Source organism: Kitasatospora sp. NPDC015121 (assembly GCF_055562955.1).
In genome coordinates this window covers 140,742-156,504 of sequence record NZ_JBVHEH010000008.1, presented here as the reverse complement: position 1 = coordinate 156,504, position 15,763 = coordinate 140,742, and the positions used below count along the sequence as shown (strand labels likewise).

The following is a 15,763-nucleotide window of genomic DNA, read 5'->3' as shown; positions in this document are numbered from 1 at the left end:
CCGGACGCGGCTTTCCGGTCCGGCCGGGCGAAAACGCCCGGCCGTTTCCGCCCCCGGCGGGCCGGGCACACGCACGGTCGCACGAGCCGGGCCGACCGGGGCCCGGCGGAACGGAAGGACGCGACGATGGGACGGCAGGGACGTCCGCTGCACGACATGGGCGGGGCGATCGGCCCCGCGGACACCGGCTGGCGGGAGGAGGAGGACCCGGCGGGGACGGCCGGCGAGGAGCGCGGACCCGAGGACGGACCCGAGCGCGGACCCGCGCCGATCGGCAAGGGCGGCACGGCCAACGTGGCGGGCAGCGACGAGCAGCAGCCCGAGATCGCCGAAGGGCCGGTGCCGGGCGTCCAACCGGACGAGGAGAGCGGCGGCGGCAGCGAAGTCGGCGGCGTGAAGCGGGAGTTGGACCCGCCCGGCCCGCCCGACTCGCCGTCCCGCCCGGTGCGCCCCGACGCGGTGGAGGACGCCCCCGCCGCGCTCGACCCCGAACGGGCCCGCCCCGCCGACCCGGCGGCGGACCCGGAGGACGAGGGCCTCCCCGACCTGGCGGACGGCACCCCCGCCGCCGACCGGGCCGTCGACCCGCAGCGCCCGCCCGTGCCGGGGGACCGGCCGGTGGCCGCCGAGTCGTTCGGCGTGACGGGCGACGAGCAGGCGCGCGGCGAATCGCTGGACCAGCGGCTCGCGGCCGAACGGCCGGAGGTCTGGGAGGGCGGGGGCGACGACGGGGACGACTCCCGGGCGGGGGCCTCGGCGGAGGAGGCCGCGGTGCGGGTGCGGGAGGACGACACCGGCACCGGGAGCTGAACGGGACCCGGAGCCGGCCGCCCGGCACGCCCCCGGGGCGTGCCGGGCGAAGGGCGGTTCGAGGGCGAAGGTTTCCGGCGGGGGCGCCCGGGCAGGCGCGGTGACCTGACCGGGGGGAGCGGAAGGAAGCGCCGCCATGGACACCCCTCGCCATTCGATTCCGATCCCCGCCGGACCGGTCGGCATCATGGGCCGGCCGCAGCCGCGACCCGCGCGTCCACCCCACCGCGCGGAGCCCCGCGTGCCGGGCCCGGCGCAGTCGCCGTCGCGGCCCTCGCGGCCCGCGCAACCCTCGCCGCCGCCCGTGCCGGAGGCGGCTCCGGCGGACGCGGAGCTGTACGCCGTGCTGGGGGAGGACTGAGGACGTGGCGGCCACCAGGGCGCCGCAGCCGACCGGCCGGGCCGAGGGCCCGGCCGGAGTGGTCCTGCGGCGACGCGAGAAGACTTGTACGCCGGGGGAGTTGTGGCTCGGACAGATCTACGCCGCGCTCCGGCTGACCGGCCGCGAGCCCACCCCGGAGGAGCTGCGCGAACTCGGCGGCCTCGACCGGCGACGGATCGAACACGCCGCGCGGTGCGGCCGCCGACAGCTCCGGGGCGACGGGACGGCCGCCCCGTGCGCCCCGTGCGGCGCCGACTGAGGCAGACCGGAGGGAACGGCCCCCACCGTACGGTGGGCGGGGTTTGAAGTGGGCGGGTCCGGACCAGCCGCTGGGTATGAAGTTCCCGCTGGAGTACCTGGAACCGCTGCCCACCACCGTCGAGTGGACGGGTGGCGGGCCGCTGCCGTCCGAGCCCTGGGTGACGGTCCGCGCCGACGGCCGACGGCGGCCGGCCGGTGACGGCGGCACGACGGCGGTGCTGTTCGAACGGGACGCCGCGCTGATCGCGGCCATCGCGTACAACGGGGACCCCGGCCGGGTCTACCCCCGCCCCGGCGCCCGCGAGGCGGTCGCCGAACTGCGGGCGCTCGGCGTGCGGTTGGGCGTGCTCACCGAGCAGCCCGGAGTCGCCCGGAGCGTCCTCACCCGGGGTCGGATCGAAGCCGTCCACCACCGGATCGAGGAACTGTTCGGCCCCTTCGACGTGTGGGCCGTCTGCCCGCACGGCCCCGCCGACCGCTGCGGCTGCCGCCGGCCCGCGCCCGGGCTGGTCCGCGCCGCGACCCGGGCCCTGCGGATTCTCCCGGAACGCACCGCCGTCATCGGCGGCACCGGCGCCGACCTGGTCGCCGCGGCCGAGGCCGGAGCCCACGGCCTCCTCGTCCCCACCGCCGCCACCCGCCCCGGCGAGATCGCCGCCGCCGGTCGCCGCCGCGCCGCCGACCTGACGGGCGCGGTGCGGCTGCTCGCGGCGGGCGGGGCGCTGCGCTGAGGGAGCCCCCGAGCGGCGGCGCGGCGCCCGTCAGGTCGGCGGCGCGGGGTTGGGGGAGGGCCCGGGGGGTAGGCGCGGGACGGCGGGGGCGGCGGATTCGCGGAAGAGCAGGACGAGGTGGCGTCATGGACGGGCCGCACGGTTACCGGATCGCCGTCCCAGGACGGCCGGGGGCGCACGCCCCGCAGGCGATGGTGGTGGTGTACCGCTCCGACGAGACCACCTCCGACGGACTCGTCGTCTACCTGGGCACGGACGGCCTGCGGGTGACCGTGCACGGCTCGGTGGCCTGCTTCCTGGAGCCGTACCCCTCTGACCTGGGCCACCCGTACGGGTACGCCTACCCGCTCGCCGAAGCCTGAGGACCCGGGAGCGGGAAGGCCCGTCCCGCCCGCCTCAGGAGGCGGAGGAGGCGGCGGAGGCGGCGAAGGCGGTGGTCAGGGCGCGGTCGAAGGCCGGGAGGTCGTCCGGGCGGCGGCTGGAGACCAGGGTGTTGGGGCCGTTCGTGCAGACCACCACCTCGCGGTCGACCCAGTGCGCGCCGGCGTTGAGCAGGTCGGTGCGGAGGCTGGGCCAGGAGGTCAGGGTGCGGTCCCGGACCACGTCGGCCTCCACCAGCGTCCACGGGCCGTGACAGATCACCGCGACGGGCTTGCCGAGCCGGAAGAACCCGGCCACGAACTCCACGGCCTTCGCCTCGGTGCGCAGGAAATCCGGGTTGGCGACGCCGCCGGGCAGCACCAGGGCGTCGAAGTCGTCGGCCGAGACCTCCGACACGAGCGCGTCCACCATGAACGGGTCACCCCGGTCGAGGTGGTGGAACGCCCGGATCTCACCCGGCTCGGTGGAGACCAGGCGCGGGGTGCCGCCCTGGTCGAGGACGGTCTGCCACGGCGAGGTCAGCTCGATCTGCTCGGTGCCCTCGGGTGCGGCCAGGAAGGCCACGGTCAGGCCGGCCAGCGCGGCCTGCCGGGTGGCGGCACCGGTGCTGGTGTCGGTGCCGGTCTCGGTGGTGGTGTCGGTGGTGTCGTTCATGGCGGGCTCCGTTCCCGGGTGGACGAGTGCGTGCGTCCTCTCGCGTCTCACCGCGAGCGGGGCGGAGCAAACCGGTGCATACCGGGCGGACCGGCGACATAGGGTGGGGGCGGACGAAGGAGGTGGACACGGTGGACGGCGAACGGCCCGCGCTGGAGGCCACGGTCGACCGGCTGCGCACCGAGCTGGAGGGGCTGCGCACCGCGATGCGCACCCGGGCGGTGATCGAGCAGGCCAAGGGCGTCCTGGTGGAGCGGCTCGGCTGCTCGCCGGAACGGGCCTTCGACGAACTGGTGCGCCGCTCGCAGGACGAGAACCGCAAGCTGGCACGGCTCGCCGCCGACCTGATCGCCTCGTCCGCCCCGCCCCCGTCCGCCCGCGAAGCCGCGGCCCAGGAGCAGGGGCAGGAGCAGGGGGAGGACGAGAAGGACGAGGGCGAGGGCGGCGCCGAGCCGCTGCCCGTCGCGCCCCCGCCCGCTTCGCCCGCCCCGGACGGACGGGCGGGCGGCAACGGAGCGGACGAGGCCGCGCTGGCGTCCCGGTTCCACCTGGCCGCCGCCGCGCTCGCCACCGCCACCGACCCCGACGAGACCGCCGAGCGCCTGCACCGCGCCGCCCTCGAACCGCTCGGCGCGCAGGCCCTCGTCCTCGCCGTCCGCGAACCGGACGGCGCGCTGCGACTGGTCGGCGCGCACGGCGTGTCGGCGCACCAGCTCAGCCAGTGGCAGCGGATCCCGCCGCACACCCGGGTGCCGCTCACCGAGGCCGTCCGCACCGACCGGCCGGTGTGGGTCGCCGACCGGGGCGAGTTCGCCGCCCGCTACCCCGACCTGACCGGCGACGACCTGGTGCCCGGCACCACCGTCTGCGCCCTCCCGTTGCAGACCGGCGGACGACTGCTCGGCGCCCTCAAGATCGGCTGGGCCGACCGCTACCGCCCCGCCCCCGCCGTGCGGGCGCACCTGGCCGCGCTCGCCGACCTCGCCGCCGACACGCTGCTGCGCCTGCCCCCGCCCGTCCCGCCGCCCGGAGCGCCGGAGACCGTGCCCGACCCGTCCGGCGCTCCCTGGTTCCGCGCCGTGCTGGACGGCCTGCTCGACCCGGTGCTGCTGCTGCGCGCCGTCCGCGACGACGACGGCCGGGTCACCGACCTGCGGGTGGAGCACGCCAACGCGCCCACCGTCGACCTGGCCGGACGCTCCGCCGCCGACCTGCGCGGACGGCGGCTCACCGAGCTGTACCCCGGCATGGTCGCCTCCGGGACGTTCGAGCGCCTGCGCACCGCCGCCGCCGCCGGCACCCCGTACCGGGGCGAGGCCGAACAGTACGTCGAGACCGTCGCGGGCAGCCCCCGGGCCAGCGCCATGACCGTCCACGCCACCCCCCTCCAGGACGGCCTGCTGCTCACCTGGCGCGACCACTCCGAGCGCGACCGGCGGACCGCCCAACTCGCCCAGACCGCCCGCCTGGCCCGGGTCGGCACCTGGGAGTGGCACCCCGGCGAGCGCCGGATCACCTGCTCGGACGGCGTCCCGCCGCTCTTCGGCACCGCGGCCGCCGACAGCCTCGACCCGCGCGCCGCGTTCGCCGAGATCGCCCCCGCCGACCGGGCCGCCGTCCGGGCCGCCGCCGAGGCGCTGCGGGACGGGCGCACCCCCGTCACCGTCGACTTCGCCGTCCGCTCCCCCGACGGCTACCGCGGCCTGCGCGCCCTCGGCGAAGCCGCCGTCGCCGCCGACGGCCGCCTGCTCGCGCTCAGCGGCGTCGTCCAGGACGTCACCCCCTGGCGGCGCGCCGAACAGGCTCTCAGCGACACCCGCGACCGCCTCGCCGACCAGCGCCGCCGCACCGGCGACGAACAGCGCGCCGTCCGCGCCCTCCAACAGGCCCTGATGCGCGGCCCCGCCGCCCGCCCCGTCCCCGGCCTCGCCAGCGCCGCCCGCTACCTGCCCGCCGAACGCGAACGCAAGGTCGGCGGCGACTGGTACGAACTGCTCGACCTGCCCGACGGCACCCTGCTGCTCGCCGTCGGCGACGTCTCCGGACACGGCCTGCCCGCCGCCACCGCGATGTCCCAACTACGCTACGCCCTGAGGGGAATGGCCTATGACGGCGCCCCGCCCGGGGAACTCCTCGACCGACTCGACCGGATGCTCTGCCACCAGCGCGCCGACCACATCGCCGCCGTCACCGTCGCCCGCCTCGACCCCCGCACCGGACACCTCGCCTGGGCCCGGGCCGGCCAACAGCCCCCCGTCCTGCTGCACGCCGGCACCGCCCGCACCCTCGACCCGCCCCCCGGCCTCGTCCTCGGCGTCACCCCCCGCGCCCGCCGCCCCACCGCCGAACTCCGCCTCGCCCCCGACGACACCCTGCTGCTCTACACCGACGGCCTCACCGAACGCCGGGGCACCGACGACGGCGCGGACGACGGCACCGCCCGCCTGCTCCGCGCCTGCGCCGACTACCGCGCCGCCCCCGACCCGGACGGGCTGCTCGACCACCTGCTGCGCCGCCTCGGCGCACCCAACCCGTTCGACGACATCTGCCTGCTGGCGGTCCGCCGCACCGGCTGAGCGTCCCGTCGCATCGGCCGGGTGGGCGGCAGCGGGCAGGGGGTGGGGCGGGGCCGGGCCTCAGGGCTCGCTGCTGTCGCCGAACCGGAAGCGCCGGTGCATCCGCTCGCCCCAGGGCAGTTCCGGGTCCACCAGGCCGTCCGGCGGCGGCAGCGCGTCCGGGCCCGGGTGGGGGAACGGGGAGGCCGTCGCCTCGGTGGCCCGCAACCGGGCGCCCAGCGCCGTCAGGCGCGCCGGGGAGGTGTGCTCGCGGACGGTGGGGAACAGCCGGGCCTCCTCCCGGCCGAAGTGCCCGGTGGCCTCCTCGACCAGCCGGACCACCAGCCGGTCGAACTCCGCCGAACCCGCCGTCGCCGCCCGCAGCTCCCGGACCAGCGCGCGCAGCGCCGCGTGCGACTGCAGGCCGTGGTCCACCGCGTCGTCGCCGGGCGGGCGGCCGTGCCGGGCGATCGGGTACAGGTGCTCCTCCTCGGCGCTCAGGTGCCGCACCAGGGCGTCGGCCGTCACCGCCGCCAGCCGGCAGCGCTGCGGATCGCCCAGCGGGAGCCCCGCCAGTTCGCTGAAACGCACCCGCAGCACCTCGTGATCGATCGTCAGCTGCTCCAGCAGGTCCGGTTCGCGGTCGGCTGCCATGTCCGCGCGCCTCCTCCGGTGGTCCGTCTTCCTTCCGGCGCGCGCATGCCCAGCGTAGGGAACAGGAAACCCCAGGTCAGGGCAGTTCCTCCGGTGCGCCGGGTTCGACCGGCGGAAGCTCCAGGACCTCCACCGGGCGCCACCGGTGGGCCCGGTCGGGGTGCTGTTCCGGCGGGTGCGCCGGGTGCTCGTCCGGCGGCCGGCCCTCGGGCAGCCGCAGCTGTGAGGGAGCGGGCGGGCCCGGCTTGCGCGCCCGCTTCCGGCCGGCGCGGGATCCGGGGCTGATGGAGTCGAGGGGGTCGAGGGAGTCGGCCATGCGGGCCCTCCGTGAGGTGGGGGTGGTCATCTACGCCTGCGGGGACCCGGTCCTGGGCGGGAGAACGGCGTGACCGGGCATGGCCAACCGGGCATGGCCAAGGGGGTCGGGGGGATCACTCCTCCTCGCTGGCGATCTCGATGCACGCGAGGTCGATCTGGTCGGCGAGCTGACGCACCAGGTCGGCGAGCGCGGCCGTGGTCACCGGGTCGAGTCCGCTGTCCTCGCGGTCGGCCCAGTCCTCCCACTCCTCGGGCAACGCCCTCAGCAGCTCGACCACCTGGAGAGCCGGGATGGCCAGACCGCCGGACAGTCCGCAGATCACCGGAACACTGAGCCGTCCCACGGTGACCACCTCCTCCTGCGCGTCCTCCTGCGCTCACTCGCGCCGGTACGTCTCGGTATCGGTATTCACCCGCGCGTCTGCCCGGGGCCGTCCGCCGGAAACGGGGGTGGAGCGGACGCGGACGCGGACGTCGTCGGGGCCGGGGCCGGGCGGCGGGCGCGGTGGCTGGTGTCGCACAGTGGGTAGCGGCGGCTGCGGCGGCAGGTGCAGACCGCGACGACCGGGCGGTCGCATTCCAGCACCGTACCGTCCGGCAGCAGCAGTTCCACCGGGCCGTCGACCAGCAGCGGGCCGCGCTCGGTCAGCCGGATCCGGGGATTCCGGTCGGTGCCGGGGTCGGCGGCCCGGTCGGGGTCAGGGGCGGACACCGCGGATCACCACCAACTCCTCGGTGCGGACGCCCGGTTCGATCAGTCCGGTGCGCTCGAACCAGGGCGCGCGGGCGGTCATCACCGGACCGAAGGCCTGCAGGCGTCGTGCGGCCACCGTCGTCCGCAGGCCGGCGTCCCGCAACTTCCTCGCCGTGAGCCAGGGTTGGGCCAGCGAGGACTGGACGAGCAGCAGCACCCCGCCCGGTGCCAGTAGCGGTGGCACCCGTCGGCACAGCCGGTCCAGCAGCAGCCGCCCGTCCGGGCCCGCGTCCCAAGCCCGGGCGACGCCGGGCGGCGGCGGGCCGGGCTCCGGGGCGGGCACGTACGGAGGATTGCTCAGCACCAGGTCGTACCGGCCGTCGGGGCGGGGGCGGGCGGGCAGCAGGTCGCCGTGCCGCACGTGCAGCGGGAGGCGGTGCAGGCGGGCGTTGAGCCAGGCGGTGGCGAGCGACAGCCGCGACAGGTCCACGGCGGTCACCCGGCAGCCGCGCCGGGCGGCGGCCAGGGCGAGCGAGCCGCAGCCCGTGCCGATGTCCAGGCAGCGCGCGCCGGGCCGCAGCGGCTCCCGGCCGAGCACGTCCAGCAGCAGAGCGGTGTCCCCCTGGGCCGGGTACACGCCGGGTGGTCTCAGTAGCAGCATGGGCCTGCGTATGCCCTGGGATGCCGACCCGACACCTTTGGGGGTGAGAGTTCCGGCGGGTGGTTCAGCGGGCGGCGGTGCGGTCGGCGAGGTCGTCGACGACGGCGGTGAGGTGGCCGTGCCGGGCGAGGGCGGCGCGTTGGCGGTCGGCGCCGCAACCGGTCGCCAGGAGGCCGCTGGTGAGGTGGCGGGCGAGCCCGAGCTCGTGGGTGCGCAGGAGTGCTCCGGCGGTGAACTCGACCAACTCGGGCAGCAGGTGGCGCACCGGCCGGAGCACGCCGGTGAGGGGGTCGGGCAGCCGGGCGTCCAGGGCGTCGGCCGCCGCGCGGCGGTGCGCCAGGTGCAGGACCGGATCGGGCAGCGGCCGGGGCCGGGCCCGGGTGCGCGGGTCGAGCAGGGTGTGGGCGAGCGCGCGTAGCAGGACGGCGAGCAGCAGGACGGTGTCCAGGTCGGCGCTGCTGTCGGCGATCCGCACCTCCAGGGTGGGGAGGTGCTCGGAGGGGCGGGCGTACCAGTACAGCATCCGACGGTCGAGGATCACGCCGTCCGCGAGGAGCCGCTCCATGGTGCTGCGGTAGCCCGGTTCGTCCAGCACCGGGGCCGGTCCGAAGGTCGGCCAACGGCCGTACCGGTCGTGCCGGTCGGAGGCCCGGCCGTGGTCGGTCCCCTCGCAGAACGGCGAGTTGGCGCAGAACGCCTGGAACAGCGGCAGCCAGCCGCGGATCCGGGCACTGAGAGCCAGTGCCTGACGGTGCGTCAGGTCGCCCAGGTGGACGTGGCAGCCGCACAGTTCGGCGCCCACCTGGTCGGCGACGCCGTCCACCCGGTCGGCCAGCCGCAGGTAGCGGGCCTGCGGAGTGACCGGCAACGGATGGCGGCTGGGCAGGACGGGGGTGCCGGTGGCGACGAGCCGGCAGTCGGCGCGCTCGGCGGCCTCCTGCAACGCGTCCCGGGCGTCGCCGAGTTCGGCGCGCAGCTCGGCGGCGGTGGTGACCGGCCGGGTGCAGCCCTCCACCTGGGTGGCCAGGAACTCGTGCTGGGCGCGCGGCCCGAGCAGCCGGGCGGCGTCCGCGACCACCGCCCCGGCGGCGGGCACGGTGACCCGGCTGCGCCGGCCGGTCAGCAGGAACTCCTCCTCGACGCTGAAGCGCAGCAGCGGTGGCGGCGGGACGCGGCCGCTCGGCCGGCTCCTCGGCCGGGGGGTCGGCTGGGGAGCCGGCGGGGTGTCCGTCCAGGTATCCGGTGGGGGGTTCGGCCGGGTATCCGGTGGGGGGTTCGGCCGGGTGCTCATGCCGGGTGCCCCGGGTCGACGTCGTCCACGTCCCGGAGGGTGAGGGCCGTGATGTCCCGCCGTGCGGTGGGCGGGAGTCGGGCCGCACCGCCGCCCTGCGGGCCGTCCAGCGGGGAGAGCAGGAACGCGGTGTGGTCCCCGCCCTCGACCCGGCCGACCACCCGCCCGGCGAACCAGGCCACCGCGTCCGTGAGCACCGGAACCCCGGCGGGACCCGGATGCCACGCGGCCCGGGCGAACTTGTCGACCTCGTCGCCGGTGTCACCGCCGAACAGCCGGGCCAGGGCCGCTCCCGCGTCGTCGGTCGGCAGCAGGTGGACGGCCAACACCGTTGCCCGGCAGGCCACTCGGTAGGTCCGGTTGGCGTGCGACAGCCACACGGCGAACCGGGGCGGGTGCAGCGAGCAGGGCGAGCCGAAACCGACCAGGCAGCCGGCCCGGATCCCGGCGTCCGCCCCGGCGCCGTCCCCGGCCGCCGCGGTGACGACGTACGCGGGCTGGTCGAGCAGGCGCAGGAAGGCCTCGAAGCCGGTGGTGGGCGCGTTCATCGGCGGGTTCCTCCCAGGGGCGGGAGCGCGCGGGCGGATTCGGGCGGCAGGGGGCGGAGCAGGGAACAGGAGTCGGAGCGCCAGGCGGTCATCAGGTGGTCGGCGAGACGGTCCTCGACCAGGGTGTACGCCAGGGCGCCGAAGGCGATCTCCGACGCGGGGCAGTCCGGCGCCCCGGCGAGCAGCGGCTCGATCACGGTGTGCCGCACCAACTGCTCGTGGACGGCGTCGGCGAGGACGTGCTCCCGGTAGAACAGCGTCCCGCGCGGGGAGGCGCCGAGCCGTTCGAACGCGGCCGCGAGCCGGGCCGCGCCCGGCGGCGAGGTGATCTCCACGGTCGCGAACTGCCCGACCAGGGCGCCCCGCAGCGCCCGGTGCAGGCCGAACAGCGACATGGTGTTGACCACCGCCAGGGCGGGCGCGGGCACCGCGTCCAGGTAGCCGCCGTACGCCGGGTCGAGGTCGAAGTCGGCCATCATCGCCGCGAACAGCTCGGCGTGCGCCCGCTCCGGCCGGCCCGCGCCGTACTCGTCGTACTGCACGGCGACCAGCGCCGCCTTCGCCGGGTTCGGCAGCCGGGGCACCGCCCACATCTGCGGGTCGGCCTCCTTCAGGTGGTACAGCGAACGGTGCGCCAGGTACTCGCGGGCCTGCTGCCGGGTGCCCGCCGCCAGCAGGTGGTACGAGGGCCCGTCGCCGTCCGGGGGCTCGGCCAGCAGGTCGGCCAGCACCGCTGCGAGCGGCGGGGGTTCGCCCACCTCCCGGCGCAGCGCGGCCAGGAACGCCCGCTCCAGCCGTCCGCGCAGCGCGAGCAGCAGCGGTGACCACTCCCAGTCGTCGTCGACGCCCGCGAAGCCCCGGTAGTGCAGCTCGTAGCAGACGTACAGGGTGAGTTGGGCGTCCTCGCTCCACGGATCGGGTCGCAGGTCGGCGAGTTCGGACAGATCGGCGGACAGCTGCCTCGGCGCGGGGTGGCGCAGTCGAGCGAGGACGGCGGCCGAGAGCGGGCCGCGGGCGGCGGGGAGCGGGGGCGAGCCCGTCGGCGTCGATCGGCCGGCCGCCGGCGCGAGGTCCGTGGGGGCGGGCGCCGGTGCGGTGTCCGGATCAAGCGGCACGGGGTGTCCCTTCGTCGGCGGGTTCGTCCGGCTGGGCGGAACGCAGTTCCAGGACGCAGCACTTGGGGCCGCCGCCGGCCTTCAGCAGCTCGGGGAGCGCGACCGGGACGGGGACGTAGCCCGCCGCCCGCAGCTGCCCGGCCAGGCCGTGGGCGGCGGCCGGCAGCACCACGTGGCGGCCGTCGCTGATCGCGTTCAGGCCGAACGCGGCGGCGTCCGCCGGGCGGGCCAGGATCGCGTCCGGGTAGAGGCGGCGCAGCAGGCGGCGGGCGGACGGCGCGAAGGCGTCCGGGTAGTACATCACCCGGGAGTCGTCCAGGACGGCCAGCGCGGTGTCCAGGTGGTAGTAGCGCGGATCGGTCAACTCCAGTGACACCACCGGCAGTCCGAGCACCCGCTCGGCCTCCCGGTGGGCGGCGGGGGTGGTGCGGAAGCCGCTGGCCGCGAGGATCCGCGGCCCGGCCACCAGCAGGTCGCCCTCGCCCTCGTTCACCTCGGCGGCCGTGCTGACGCGGTCGAACCGGGCGGCCGCGAACCAGCGCCGGTGCGCCGCCGACTCGCCCGCGCGCTGCGGGTGCCGGAAGCGCGCGACCAGGACCCGGCCGCCCACCACCGTCGCCCCGTTCGCCGTGAACACCATGTCGGGCAGCCCCGGTTCGGGCCCCAGCAGGTCCACCCGGTGCCCGAGGCCGCGCAGCGCCGCCGCCAGCTCCTGCCACTGCCGCAGCGCCGCCGTCCGGTCCACCGGACGGTCCGGGTCCATCCACGGGTTGATCGCGTACGTCACCGCGAAGTGCTCGGGCGGGCACAGCAGGTACCGCCGCCGTCGGGCCCGCCGCACGGTGCGGGTGGCCGGGCGCGGGTCGGGGCGGAGGGGAGTCGGTGCCGCGTTCATGGGGCGCGTCTGTCCGGGCCGGGCCGGAGCGAAACGGGTCCCGGGGGAGGGAACAGGCGGGCGGGGGAGGTGCGGAACGGCCGCCGGAGGGATGATCCGACCGGAGACGATCCGATCATCATGAGGTGATCATCGGATCCGCGACATCGGGTTCGTCCGATCGTCATCAGATGATGATCGGACGTTCGGTCCGGAGGGCGGCAGCCCTGCCGACACCGCCAGCACCACCCCCGTGACCGCGGCCGCCGTCGCCACCGCTCCGGCCCGCCCCAGCCGCGCCGCCCCCGCGAGCAGGGCCAGCAGGGCGCGCAGCGCGGCGAGCAGGGCCCGGCAGGGCGGGCCGAGGATGGCGCGGAACTGGTGGTGGCGCATGGTGCGCAGCCGGAGGTCGAGTTCGACGTCCACCCGGAGTTCGGCCTCCAGGACCGCCAGCAGGTGGCGTTCCCTGGGGGAGAGCGTCGTGCCGTCCATCAGCCTCACCGCCAGTCGTCAACCGTCCCGGGGAGCGCGGCCCGGCCCGGGCCCAGCCGCACGCACACCGCGCACAGGGCCGCCCAGGAGGCCGCCCGCGCCCGGTACCCCAGGCGGCGGAACCGGGAGCCGCCCCGCGGTTCGAAACCCGCCCCACCCGCGTCGCCCGCAGTATCCGGGTCCATGTCACTCTCCGTGTCCGTGCCGGGTCGCCGCTCCAGGCCAGGTTGCCGGTTCAGGCCGGATGGTCGGTCCTCGCCGTCCGTCCGGTCCGCGTCGGCCGTCGTGTCCGTCGCGTCCGTCGCGTTCATCGCGCACCCGCCCCCGGGCGGGCCAGCAGGCTGTCGTCCAGGCCGTGCAGCAGCGCGTCGACCGAGGGGTGCACCTCGACGGCGCCCGCCTCGCGGAGTTCCGCCTCGGCGAAGCCGCCGGTCTCCACGCCCAGGCAGGGGGTTCCGGCCCGTCCGGCGGCCAGGGCGTCCCAGACGCTGTCGCCGACGAACACCGACCGGGCGGCCGGGGCGTCGGCCTGCCGCAGGGCCAGCTCGACCAGGTCGGGGGCGGGCTTCGAGGTGTCCACCGCGTCCGAGTCGGTCACCGCGTACACCGCGTCGTCGGCGTCCAGCACCCGGCGCAGCACGTCGAGCTCACGGCCGGAGGCGGACGTCGACAGCACCACCCGCCACCCCCGTCCGGCGCACTCCCGGAGCAGGTCCGCGGCCCCCGGGAAGGCCCGCAGGCCGGGCCAGTGCTGGGCGTACAGGGCGAGGTGGGCGGCGCTGACGGCGTCGTCCTCGGAACGGTCCCGGTCGTCCCCGAGCAGGTGGTCGAGGAGCTGGTCGCCGCCCATGCCGATGGCCCGGTGGATCCGGGCGGCGTCCACCTCGTGGCCGAACTGCGCCAGCGCCTGCCACCAGGCGAGGGTGTGCAGGTAGGTGGTGTCCACCAGGGTGCCGTCCACGTCGAACAGCGCGGCCGCGACGTCCGCTGCCATGCCGTCCCTCCTCCCGACCAGTGCCCCCGACCGGATCCGTTCCGGCGCGTGCCCCCGTCTACCCCGGCAGCCGTGTCCCACACCCACCCGTTTCCGCCCCCGTTTCCGTCCCGTTCCGGCGGACAGACGCCCGGGACGAGGGACGAGGGACGAGGAGGGGACGGACGGAAGAGGGTCGCCACCATGCCCACGGCCGAGGACCGACGGGGCCGGCACGAGACCCCGAACGAGCGCGCGGACCGGCGCTGGATCGAACTCCTCCAGGAGGTCCGGGTCGCCCAGACCGGCGCGCAGATCCTGTTCGGCTTCCTGCTGAGCGTGGTCTTCACACCGCGCTTCGCCACCCTCGGCGTCTTCGAACGCGGCCTGTACGTGGTCACCGTCGTCCTCGGCGCCCTCGCCACCGGCGCGCTGATCGCGCCCGTCGCCTATCACCGGCTGCTGGCCGGCCGCCGTCTCAAGCCCCAACTCGTCGACGCCACCGCCCGGGTGGTCACCCTCGGTGTCGTCCTGCTCGCCCTCACCGTCGGGTCCGCCCTACTCCTGCTGCTGCACCTGGCCACCAACGGCAGCCCGTACGCCTGGCTGATCGTCGCCGTCGTGATGGCCTGGTTCGCGCTGTGGTGGCTCCTGCTGCCCTGGCTGCTGCTGCGCCACAACGGCAACGGGAACGGCGACGGGAACGGGAGCGGGAGCGGGGAGGGGGAGGGGGAAGGGGGCGGCGGCGAGGAGGGCGAGCGGCGCAGCTGAGGCGCCCGGTTTCCGTTCCGCCCCGATCGGCCAGACGCCCGCCATGGCATCCACCGAACCCCGTACCGTCGTCGTCACCGGCGCCTCCGCCGGTGTCGGCCGCGCCGTGGCCCGCGCGTTCGCCGCCCGCGGCGACCGGGTCGCCCTGCTGGCCCGCGGCCGGGCCGGCCTGGACGCCGCCCTGGCGGAGGCCCGCCGGGCCGGCTGCCGGGCGGTCGCCGTGTCCGTCGACCTCGCCGACCCGGAGGCCGTCGAGCGCGCCGCCGAGAGCGTCGAGCGCGCCCTCGGACCGATCGACGTGTGGGTGAACGCGGCCCTCGCCTCCGTCTTCGCGCCCTTCACCGAGATCGCCCCCGCCGACTTCCGCCGCGTCACCGAGGTCTCCTACCTCGGCTACGTGTACGCCACCCGGGCCGCGCTGCGCCGGATGCTGCCGCGCAACCGGGGCTGCGTGGTGCAGGTCGGCTCCGCGATCGCCTACCGGGGCATTCCGCTGCAGAGCGCGTACAGCGGCGCCAAGCACGCCCTGCAGGGCTGGCACGAGGCGCTGCGCTGCGAACTGCTGCACCAGGGCACGGCGGTGCGCTGCACGATGGTGCAGCTGCCGGCCGTCAACACCCCGCAGTTCGACTGGGTGCGCTCCCGGCTGCCCCGCGCGGGGCGTCCGGTCGCGCCCGTCTACCAGCCCGAGCCGATCGCCCGCGCCGTCGTGCACGCCGCCGACCACCCGGGCCGCCGCGAGTACCGGGTCGGGACGTCGACCGTCGCCACCCTGTTCGCCAACGCGCTCGTGCCCGGCCTGCTGGACCGCCACCTCGCCCGCACCGGCTACGACGCCCAGCAGACCGACGCCGCCCGCCCGCCCGACCAGCCCGACAACCTGTGGACCCCGCTCGACGAGCACCGCGACCGCGGCGCGCACGGCCGCTTCGACGACGAGGCCCGCGCGCACTGCACCCAGGCCTGGGCGGACCGCCACCGCGTCCCGCTGGCCGCGACCGGCGGCGTTCTCCTCGCGGCCGGCGCGCTCGCCCGGCGGCGGGGAGGACGCCGCCGCTGACGTCCGGGCCCGCGTACGGCGGCGCCGGAGACGCGAGGTCTCCGGCGCCGCCGTACGGGTCCTCCGTCAGTGCGTGAAGCGGTGGCGCGGGCGGCCGCGCGCGGGCTGGGCGGTCGTGGGACGGGCGGCGGTGGAGCCACCCGTGCCGTAGGGGTCGGTGCCGGTGCCGGTCTCGGTGCCGTAGGAGTCGGTGGCGGAGAGGTCGGCGCGGTCTTCGGTGCGGCCCGGGGCGGCGGTGGCGTCCCGGGTGGCGGGGGTCCGGTGGCGGCGGTGCCAGCGCAGGCCGCCGACCGTCAGGGCGAGGCCGGCGCAGAAGAGCAGGGCGAGGGCCAGGCCGGCCAGGAAGGCGCCGAGGGTGCTCATGGTGGCGATCTGGTGGCCGAGCACGGTGACGCCGGTCTCGGGGCCGCCGCCGAGGTTGTCGGCGATCAGCAGGCCGGCGAACGCGCCGGACGCGGCGAACAGCAGGATTCCGAGCAGCAGCATGGTTCAGGTCCTTTCGGTTGCTCCGTTGCTCCTGGTCGGCGGGCGTCTGCCC

At 76.8% G+C, this 15,763-nt stretch carries 21 protein-coding genes; 7 read left to right on the top strand and 14 right to left on the bottom strand.

What is annotated here, in order from left to right; all coding sequences use genetic code 11:
- The first annotated feature begins 126 nt into the window (after window positions 1-126).
- From ACZ3J7_RS14060 to ACZ3J7_RS14045, 4 genes are all read left to right on the top strand, one after another.
- Window positions 127-810, top strand: a complete 684-nt coding sequence (locus ACZ3J7_RS14060; RefSeq protein WP_465620278.1) for a hypothetical protein — start codon at window positions 127-129, stop codon at window positions 808-810.
- 365 nt (window positions 811-1,175) lie between these two features.
- Window positions 1,176-1,451: a hypothetical protein gene (locus ACZ3J7_RS14055; RefSeq protein WP_465620276.1), complete on the top strand. Its 276-nt coding sequence runs from the start codon at window positions 1,176-1,178 to the stop codon at window positions 1,449-1,451.
- 76 nt (window positions 1,452-1,527) lie between these two features.
- Window positions 1,528-2,184, top strand: a complete 657-nt coding sequence (locus ACZ3J7_RS14050) for an HAD-IIIA family hydrolase (RefSeq protein WP_465620274.1) — start codon at window positions 1,528-1,530, stop codon at window positions 2,182-2,184.
- A 125-nt stretch (window positions 2,185-2,309) separates the two neighbouring features.
- Window positions 2,310-2,546, top strand: coding sequence for a DUF6296 family protein (locus ACZ3J7_RS14045; protein WP_465620272.1), 237 nt, complete (start codon window positions 2,310-2,312; stop codon window positions 2,544-2,546).
- Between the two features lie 34 nt (window positions 2,547-2,580).
- Here the strand turns inward: ACZ3J7_RS14045 and ACZ3J7_RS14040 are convergent, their stop codons facing one another.
- On the bottom strand, window positions 2,581-3,135 hold the full coding sequence (locus tag ACZ3J7_RS14040) for a type 1 glutamine amidotransferase domain-containing protein (protein WP_465620543.1): 555 nt from the start codon (window positions 3,133-3,135) through the stop codon (window positions 2,581-2,583).
- Between the two features lie 215 nt (window positions 3,136-3,350).
- Here ACZ3J7_RS14040 and ACZ3J7_RS14035 point away from each other — a divergent pair, with 215 nt between their 5' ends.
- Window positions 3,351-5,795, top strand: coding sequence for a SpoIIE family protein phosphatase (locus ACZ3J7_RS14035; RefSeq protein ID WP_465620270.1), 2,445 nt, complete (start codon window positions 3,351-3,353; stop codon window positions 5,793-5,795).
- 60 nt (window positions 5,796-5,855) lie between these two features.
- Here the strand turns inward: ACZ3J7_RS14035 and ACZ3J7_RS14030 are convergent, their stop codons facing one another.
- The 12 genes from ACZ3J7_RS14030 to ACZ3J7_RS13975 form a co-directional block, all read right to left on the bottom strand.
- Window positions 5,856-6,428 carry a hemerythrin domain-containing protein gene (locus ACZ3J7_RS14030; protein WP_465620269.1) on the bottom strand — a complete coding sequence of 191 codons (573 nt, stop codon included), beginning with the start codon at window positions 6,426-6,428 and terminating at the stop codon, window positions 5,856-5,858.
- 76 nt (window positions 6,429-6,504) lie between these two features.
- Window positions 6,505-6,744: a hypothetical protein gene (locus ACZ3J7_RS14025; RefSeq protein ID WP_465620267.1), complete on the bottom strand. Its 240-nt coding sequence runs from the start codon at window positions 6,742-6,744 to the stop codon at window positions 6,505-6,507.
- A gap of 115 nt (window positions 6,745-6,859) precedes the next feature.
- Window positions 6,860-7,090 carry a DUF6213 family protein gene (locus ACZ3J7_RS14020; RefSeq protein ID WP_465620265.1) on the bottom strand — a complete coding sequence of 77 codons (231 nt, stop codon included), beginning with the start codon at window positions 7,088-7,090 and terminating at the stop codon, window positions 6,860-6,862.
- Between the two features lie 65 nt (window positions 7,091-7,155).
- Window positions 7,156-7,458: a CDGSH iron-sulfur domain-containing protein gene (locus ACZ3J7_RS14015; RefSeq protein ID WP_465620263.1), complete on the bottom strand. Its 303-nt coding sequence runs from the start codon at window positions 7,456-7,458 to the stop codon at window positions 7,156-7,158.
- A complete protein-coding gene (locus ACZ3J7_RS14010) occupies window positions 7,445-8,101 on the bottom strand; it encodes a HemK2/MTQ2 family protein methyltransferase (RefSeq protein ID WP_465620261.1) in 657 nt (218 codons plus the stop codon). Before ACZ3J7_RS14010 ends, ACZ3J7_RS14015 begins: the two co-directional genes overlap by 14 nt.
- A 64-nt stretch (window positions 8,102-8,165) precedes the next feature.
- Entirely contained in the window at window positions 8,166-9,392 is a 1,227-nt protein-coding gene (locus ACZ3J7_RS14005) for a carboxylate-amine ligase (RefSeq protein WP_465620259.1), read from the bottom strand.
- A complete protein-coding gene (locus ACZ3J7_RS14000) occupies window positions 9,389-9,940 on the bottom strand; it encodes a flavin reductase family protein (protein WP_465620257.1) in 552 nt (183 codons plus the stop codon). Before ACZ3J7_RS14000 ends, ACZ3J7_RS14005 begins: the two co-directional genes overlap by 4 nt.
- Window positions 9,937-11,055: an iron-containing redox enzyme family protein gene (locus ACZ3J7_RS13995; RefSeq protein WP_465620255.1), complete on the bottom strand. Its 1,119-nt coding sequence runs from the start codon at window positions 11,053-11,055 to the stop codon at window positions 9,937-9,939. The genes ACZ3J7_RS14000 and ACZ3J7_RS13995 overlap by 4 nt, the downstream gene beginning before the upstream one ends.
- Window positions 11,045-11,950: a dimethylargininase gene (ddaH, locus tag ACZ3J7_RS13990; protein WP_465620253.1), complete on the bottom strand. Its 906-nt coding sequence runs from the start codon at window positions 11,948-11,950 to the stop codon at window positions 11,045-11,047. The genes ACZ3J7_RS13995 and ddaH overlap by 11 nt, the downstream gene beginning before the upstream one ends.
- 129 nt (window positions 11,951-12,079) lie before the next feature.
- Window positions 12,080-12,421 carry a hypothetical protein gene (locus ACZ3J7_RS13985; RefSeq protein ID WP_465620251.1) on the bottom strand — a complete coding sequence of 114 codons (342 nt, stop codon included), beginning with the start codon at window positions 12,419-12,421 and terminating at the stop codon, window positions 12,080-12,082.
- A gap of 5 nt (window positions 12,422-12,426) precedes the next feature.
- Window positions 12,427-12,606 carry a hypothetical protein gene (locus tag ACZ3J7_RS13980; protein ID WP_465620249.1) on the bottom strand — a complete coding sequence of 60 codons (180 nt, stop codon included), beginning with the start codon at window positions 12,604-12,606 and terminating at the stop codon, window positions 12,427-12,429.
- Between the two features lie 122 nt (window positions 12,607-12,728).
- Window positions 12,729-13,415 (bottom strand): HAD family hydrolase, encoded by a 687-nt coding sequence (locus ACZ3J7_RS13975; RefSeq protein WP_465620245.1) that lies wholly within the window; start codon window positions 13,413-13,415, stop codon window positions 12,729-12,731.
- A gap of 183 nt (window positions 13,416-13,598) precedes the next feature.
- Here ACZ3J7_RS13975 and ACZ3J7_RS13970 point away from each other — a divergent pair, with 183 nt between their 5' ends.
- Window positions 13,599-14,165 (top strand): DUF6328 family protein, encoded by a 567-nt coding sequence (locus tag ACZ3J7_RS13970; protein ID WP_465620243.1) that lies wholly within the window; start codon window positions 13,599-13,601, stop codon window positions 14,163-14,165.
- Window positions 14,166-14,208: 43 nt separating this feature from the next.
- Window positions 14,209-15,225 carry an SDR family oxidoreductase gene (locus ACZ3J7_RS13965; RefSeq protein WP_465620241.1) on the top strand — a complete coding sequence of 339 codons (1,017 nt, stop codon included), beginning with the start codon at window positions 14,209-14,211 and terminating at the stop codon, window positions 15,223-15,225.
- 66 nt (window positions 15,226-15,291) lie between these two features.
- Here the strand turns inward: ACZ3J7_RS13965 and ACZ3J7_RS13960 are convergent, their stop codons facing one another.
- Complete coding sequence (locus tag ACZ3J7_RS13960; protein ID WP_465620239.1) at window positions 15,292-15,711, bottom strand: hypothetical protein; 420 nt, start codon at window positions 15,709-15,711, stop codon at window positions 15,292-15,294.
- Window positions 15,712-15,763: the final 52 nt, after the last annotated feature.

Excerpts from the sequence above, each read along its gene's own strand:
- ACZ3J7_RS14060 (WP_465620278.1), top strand. The coding sequence starts at position 127 with ATGGGACGGCAGGGACGTCCGCTGCACGACATGGGCGGGGCGATCGGC.
- ACZ3J7_RS14050 (WP_465620274.1), top strand. The coding sequence starts at position 1,528 with ATGAAGTTCCCGCTGGAGTACCTGGAACCGCTGCCCACCACCGTCGAG.
- ACZ3J7_RS14045 (WP_465620272.1), top strand. The coding sequence starts at position 2,310 with ATGGACGGGCCGCACGGTTACCGGATCGCCGTCCCAGGACGGCCGGGG.
- ACZ3J7_RS14030 (WP_465620269.1), bottom strand. The coding sequence starts at position 6,428 with ATGGCAGCCGACCGCGAACCGGACCTGCTGGAGCAGCTGACGATCGAT.
- ACZ3J7_RS14025 (WP_465620267.1), bottom strand. The coding sequence starts at position 6,744 with ATGGCCGACTCCCTCGACCCCCTCGACTCCATCAGCCCCGGATCCCGC.
- ACZ3J7_RS14010 (WP_465620261.1), bottom strand. The coding sequence starts at position 8,101 with ATGCTGCTACTGAGACCACCCGGCGTGTACCCGGCCCAGGGGGACACC.
- ACZ3J7_RS14005 (WP_465620259.1), bottom strand. The coding sequence starts at position 9,392 with ATGAGCACCCGGCCGAACCCCCCACCGGATACCCGGCCGAACCCCCCA.
- ACZ3J7_RS14000 (WP_465620257.1), bottom strand. The coding sequence starts at position 9,940 with ATGAACGCGCCCACCACCGGCTTCGAGGCCTTCCTGCGCCTGCTCGAC.
- ddaH (WP_465620253.1), bottom strand. The coding sequence starts at position 11,950 with ATGAACGCGGCACCGACTCCCCTCCGCCCCGACCCGCGCCCGGCCACC.
- ACZ3J7_RS13985 (WP_465620251.1), bottom strand. The coding sequence starts at position 12,421 with ATGGACGGCACGACGCTCTCCCCCAGGGAACGCCACCTGCTGGCGGTC.
- ACZ3J7_RS13980 (WP_465620249.1), bottom strand. The coding sequence starts at position 12,606 with ATGGACCCGGATACTGCGGGCGACGCGGGTGGGGCGGGTTTCGAACCG.
- ACZ3J7_RS13975 (WP_465620245.1), bottom strand. The coding sequence starts at position 13,415 with ATGGCAGCGGACGTCGCGGCCGCGCTGTTCGACGTGGACGGCACCCTG.
- ACZ3J7_RS13970 (WP_465620243.1), top strand. The coding sequence starts at position 13,599 with ATGCCCACGGCCGAGGACCGACGGGGCCGGCACGAGACCCCGAACGAG.
- ACZ3J7_RS13965 (WP_465620241.1), top strand. The coding sequence starts at position 14,209 with ATGGCATCCACCGAACCCCGTACCGTCGTCGTCACCGGCGCCTCCGCC.
- ACZ3J7_RS13960 (WP_465620239.1), bottom strand. The coding sequence starts at position 15,711 with ATGCTGCTGCTCGGAATCCTGCTGTTCGCCGCGTCCGGCGCGTTCGCC.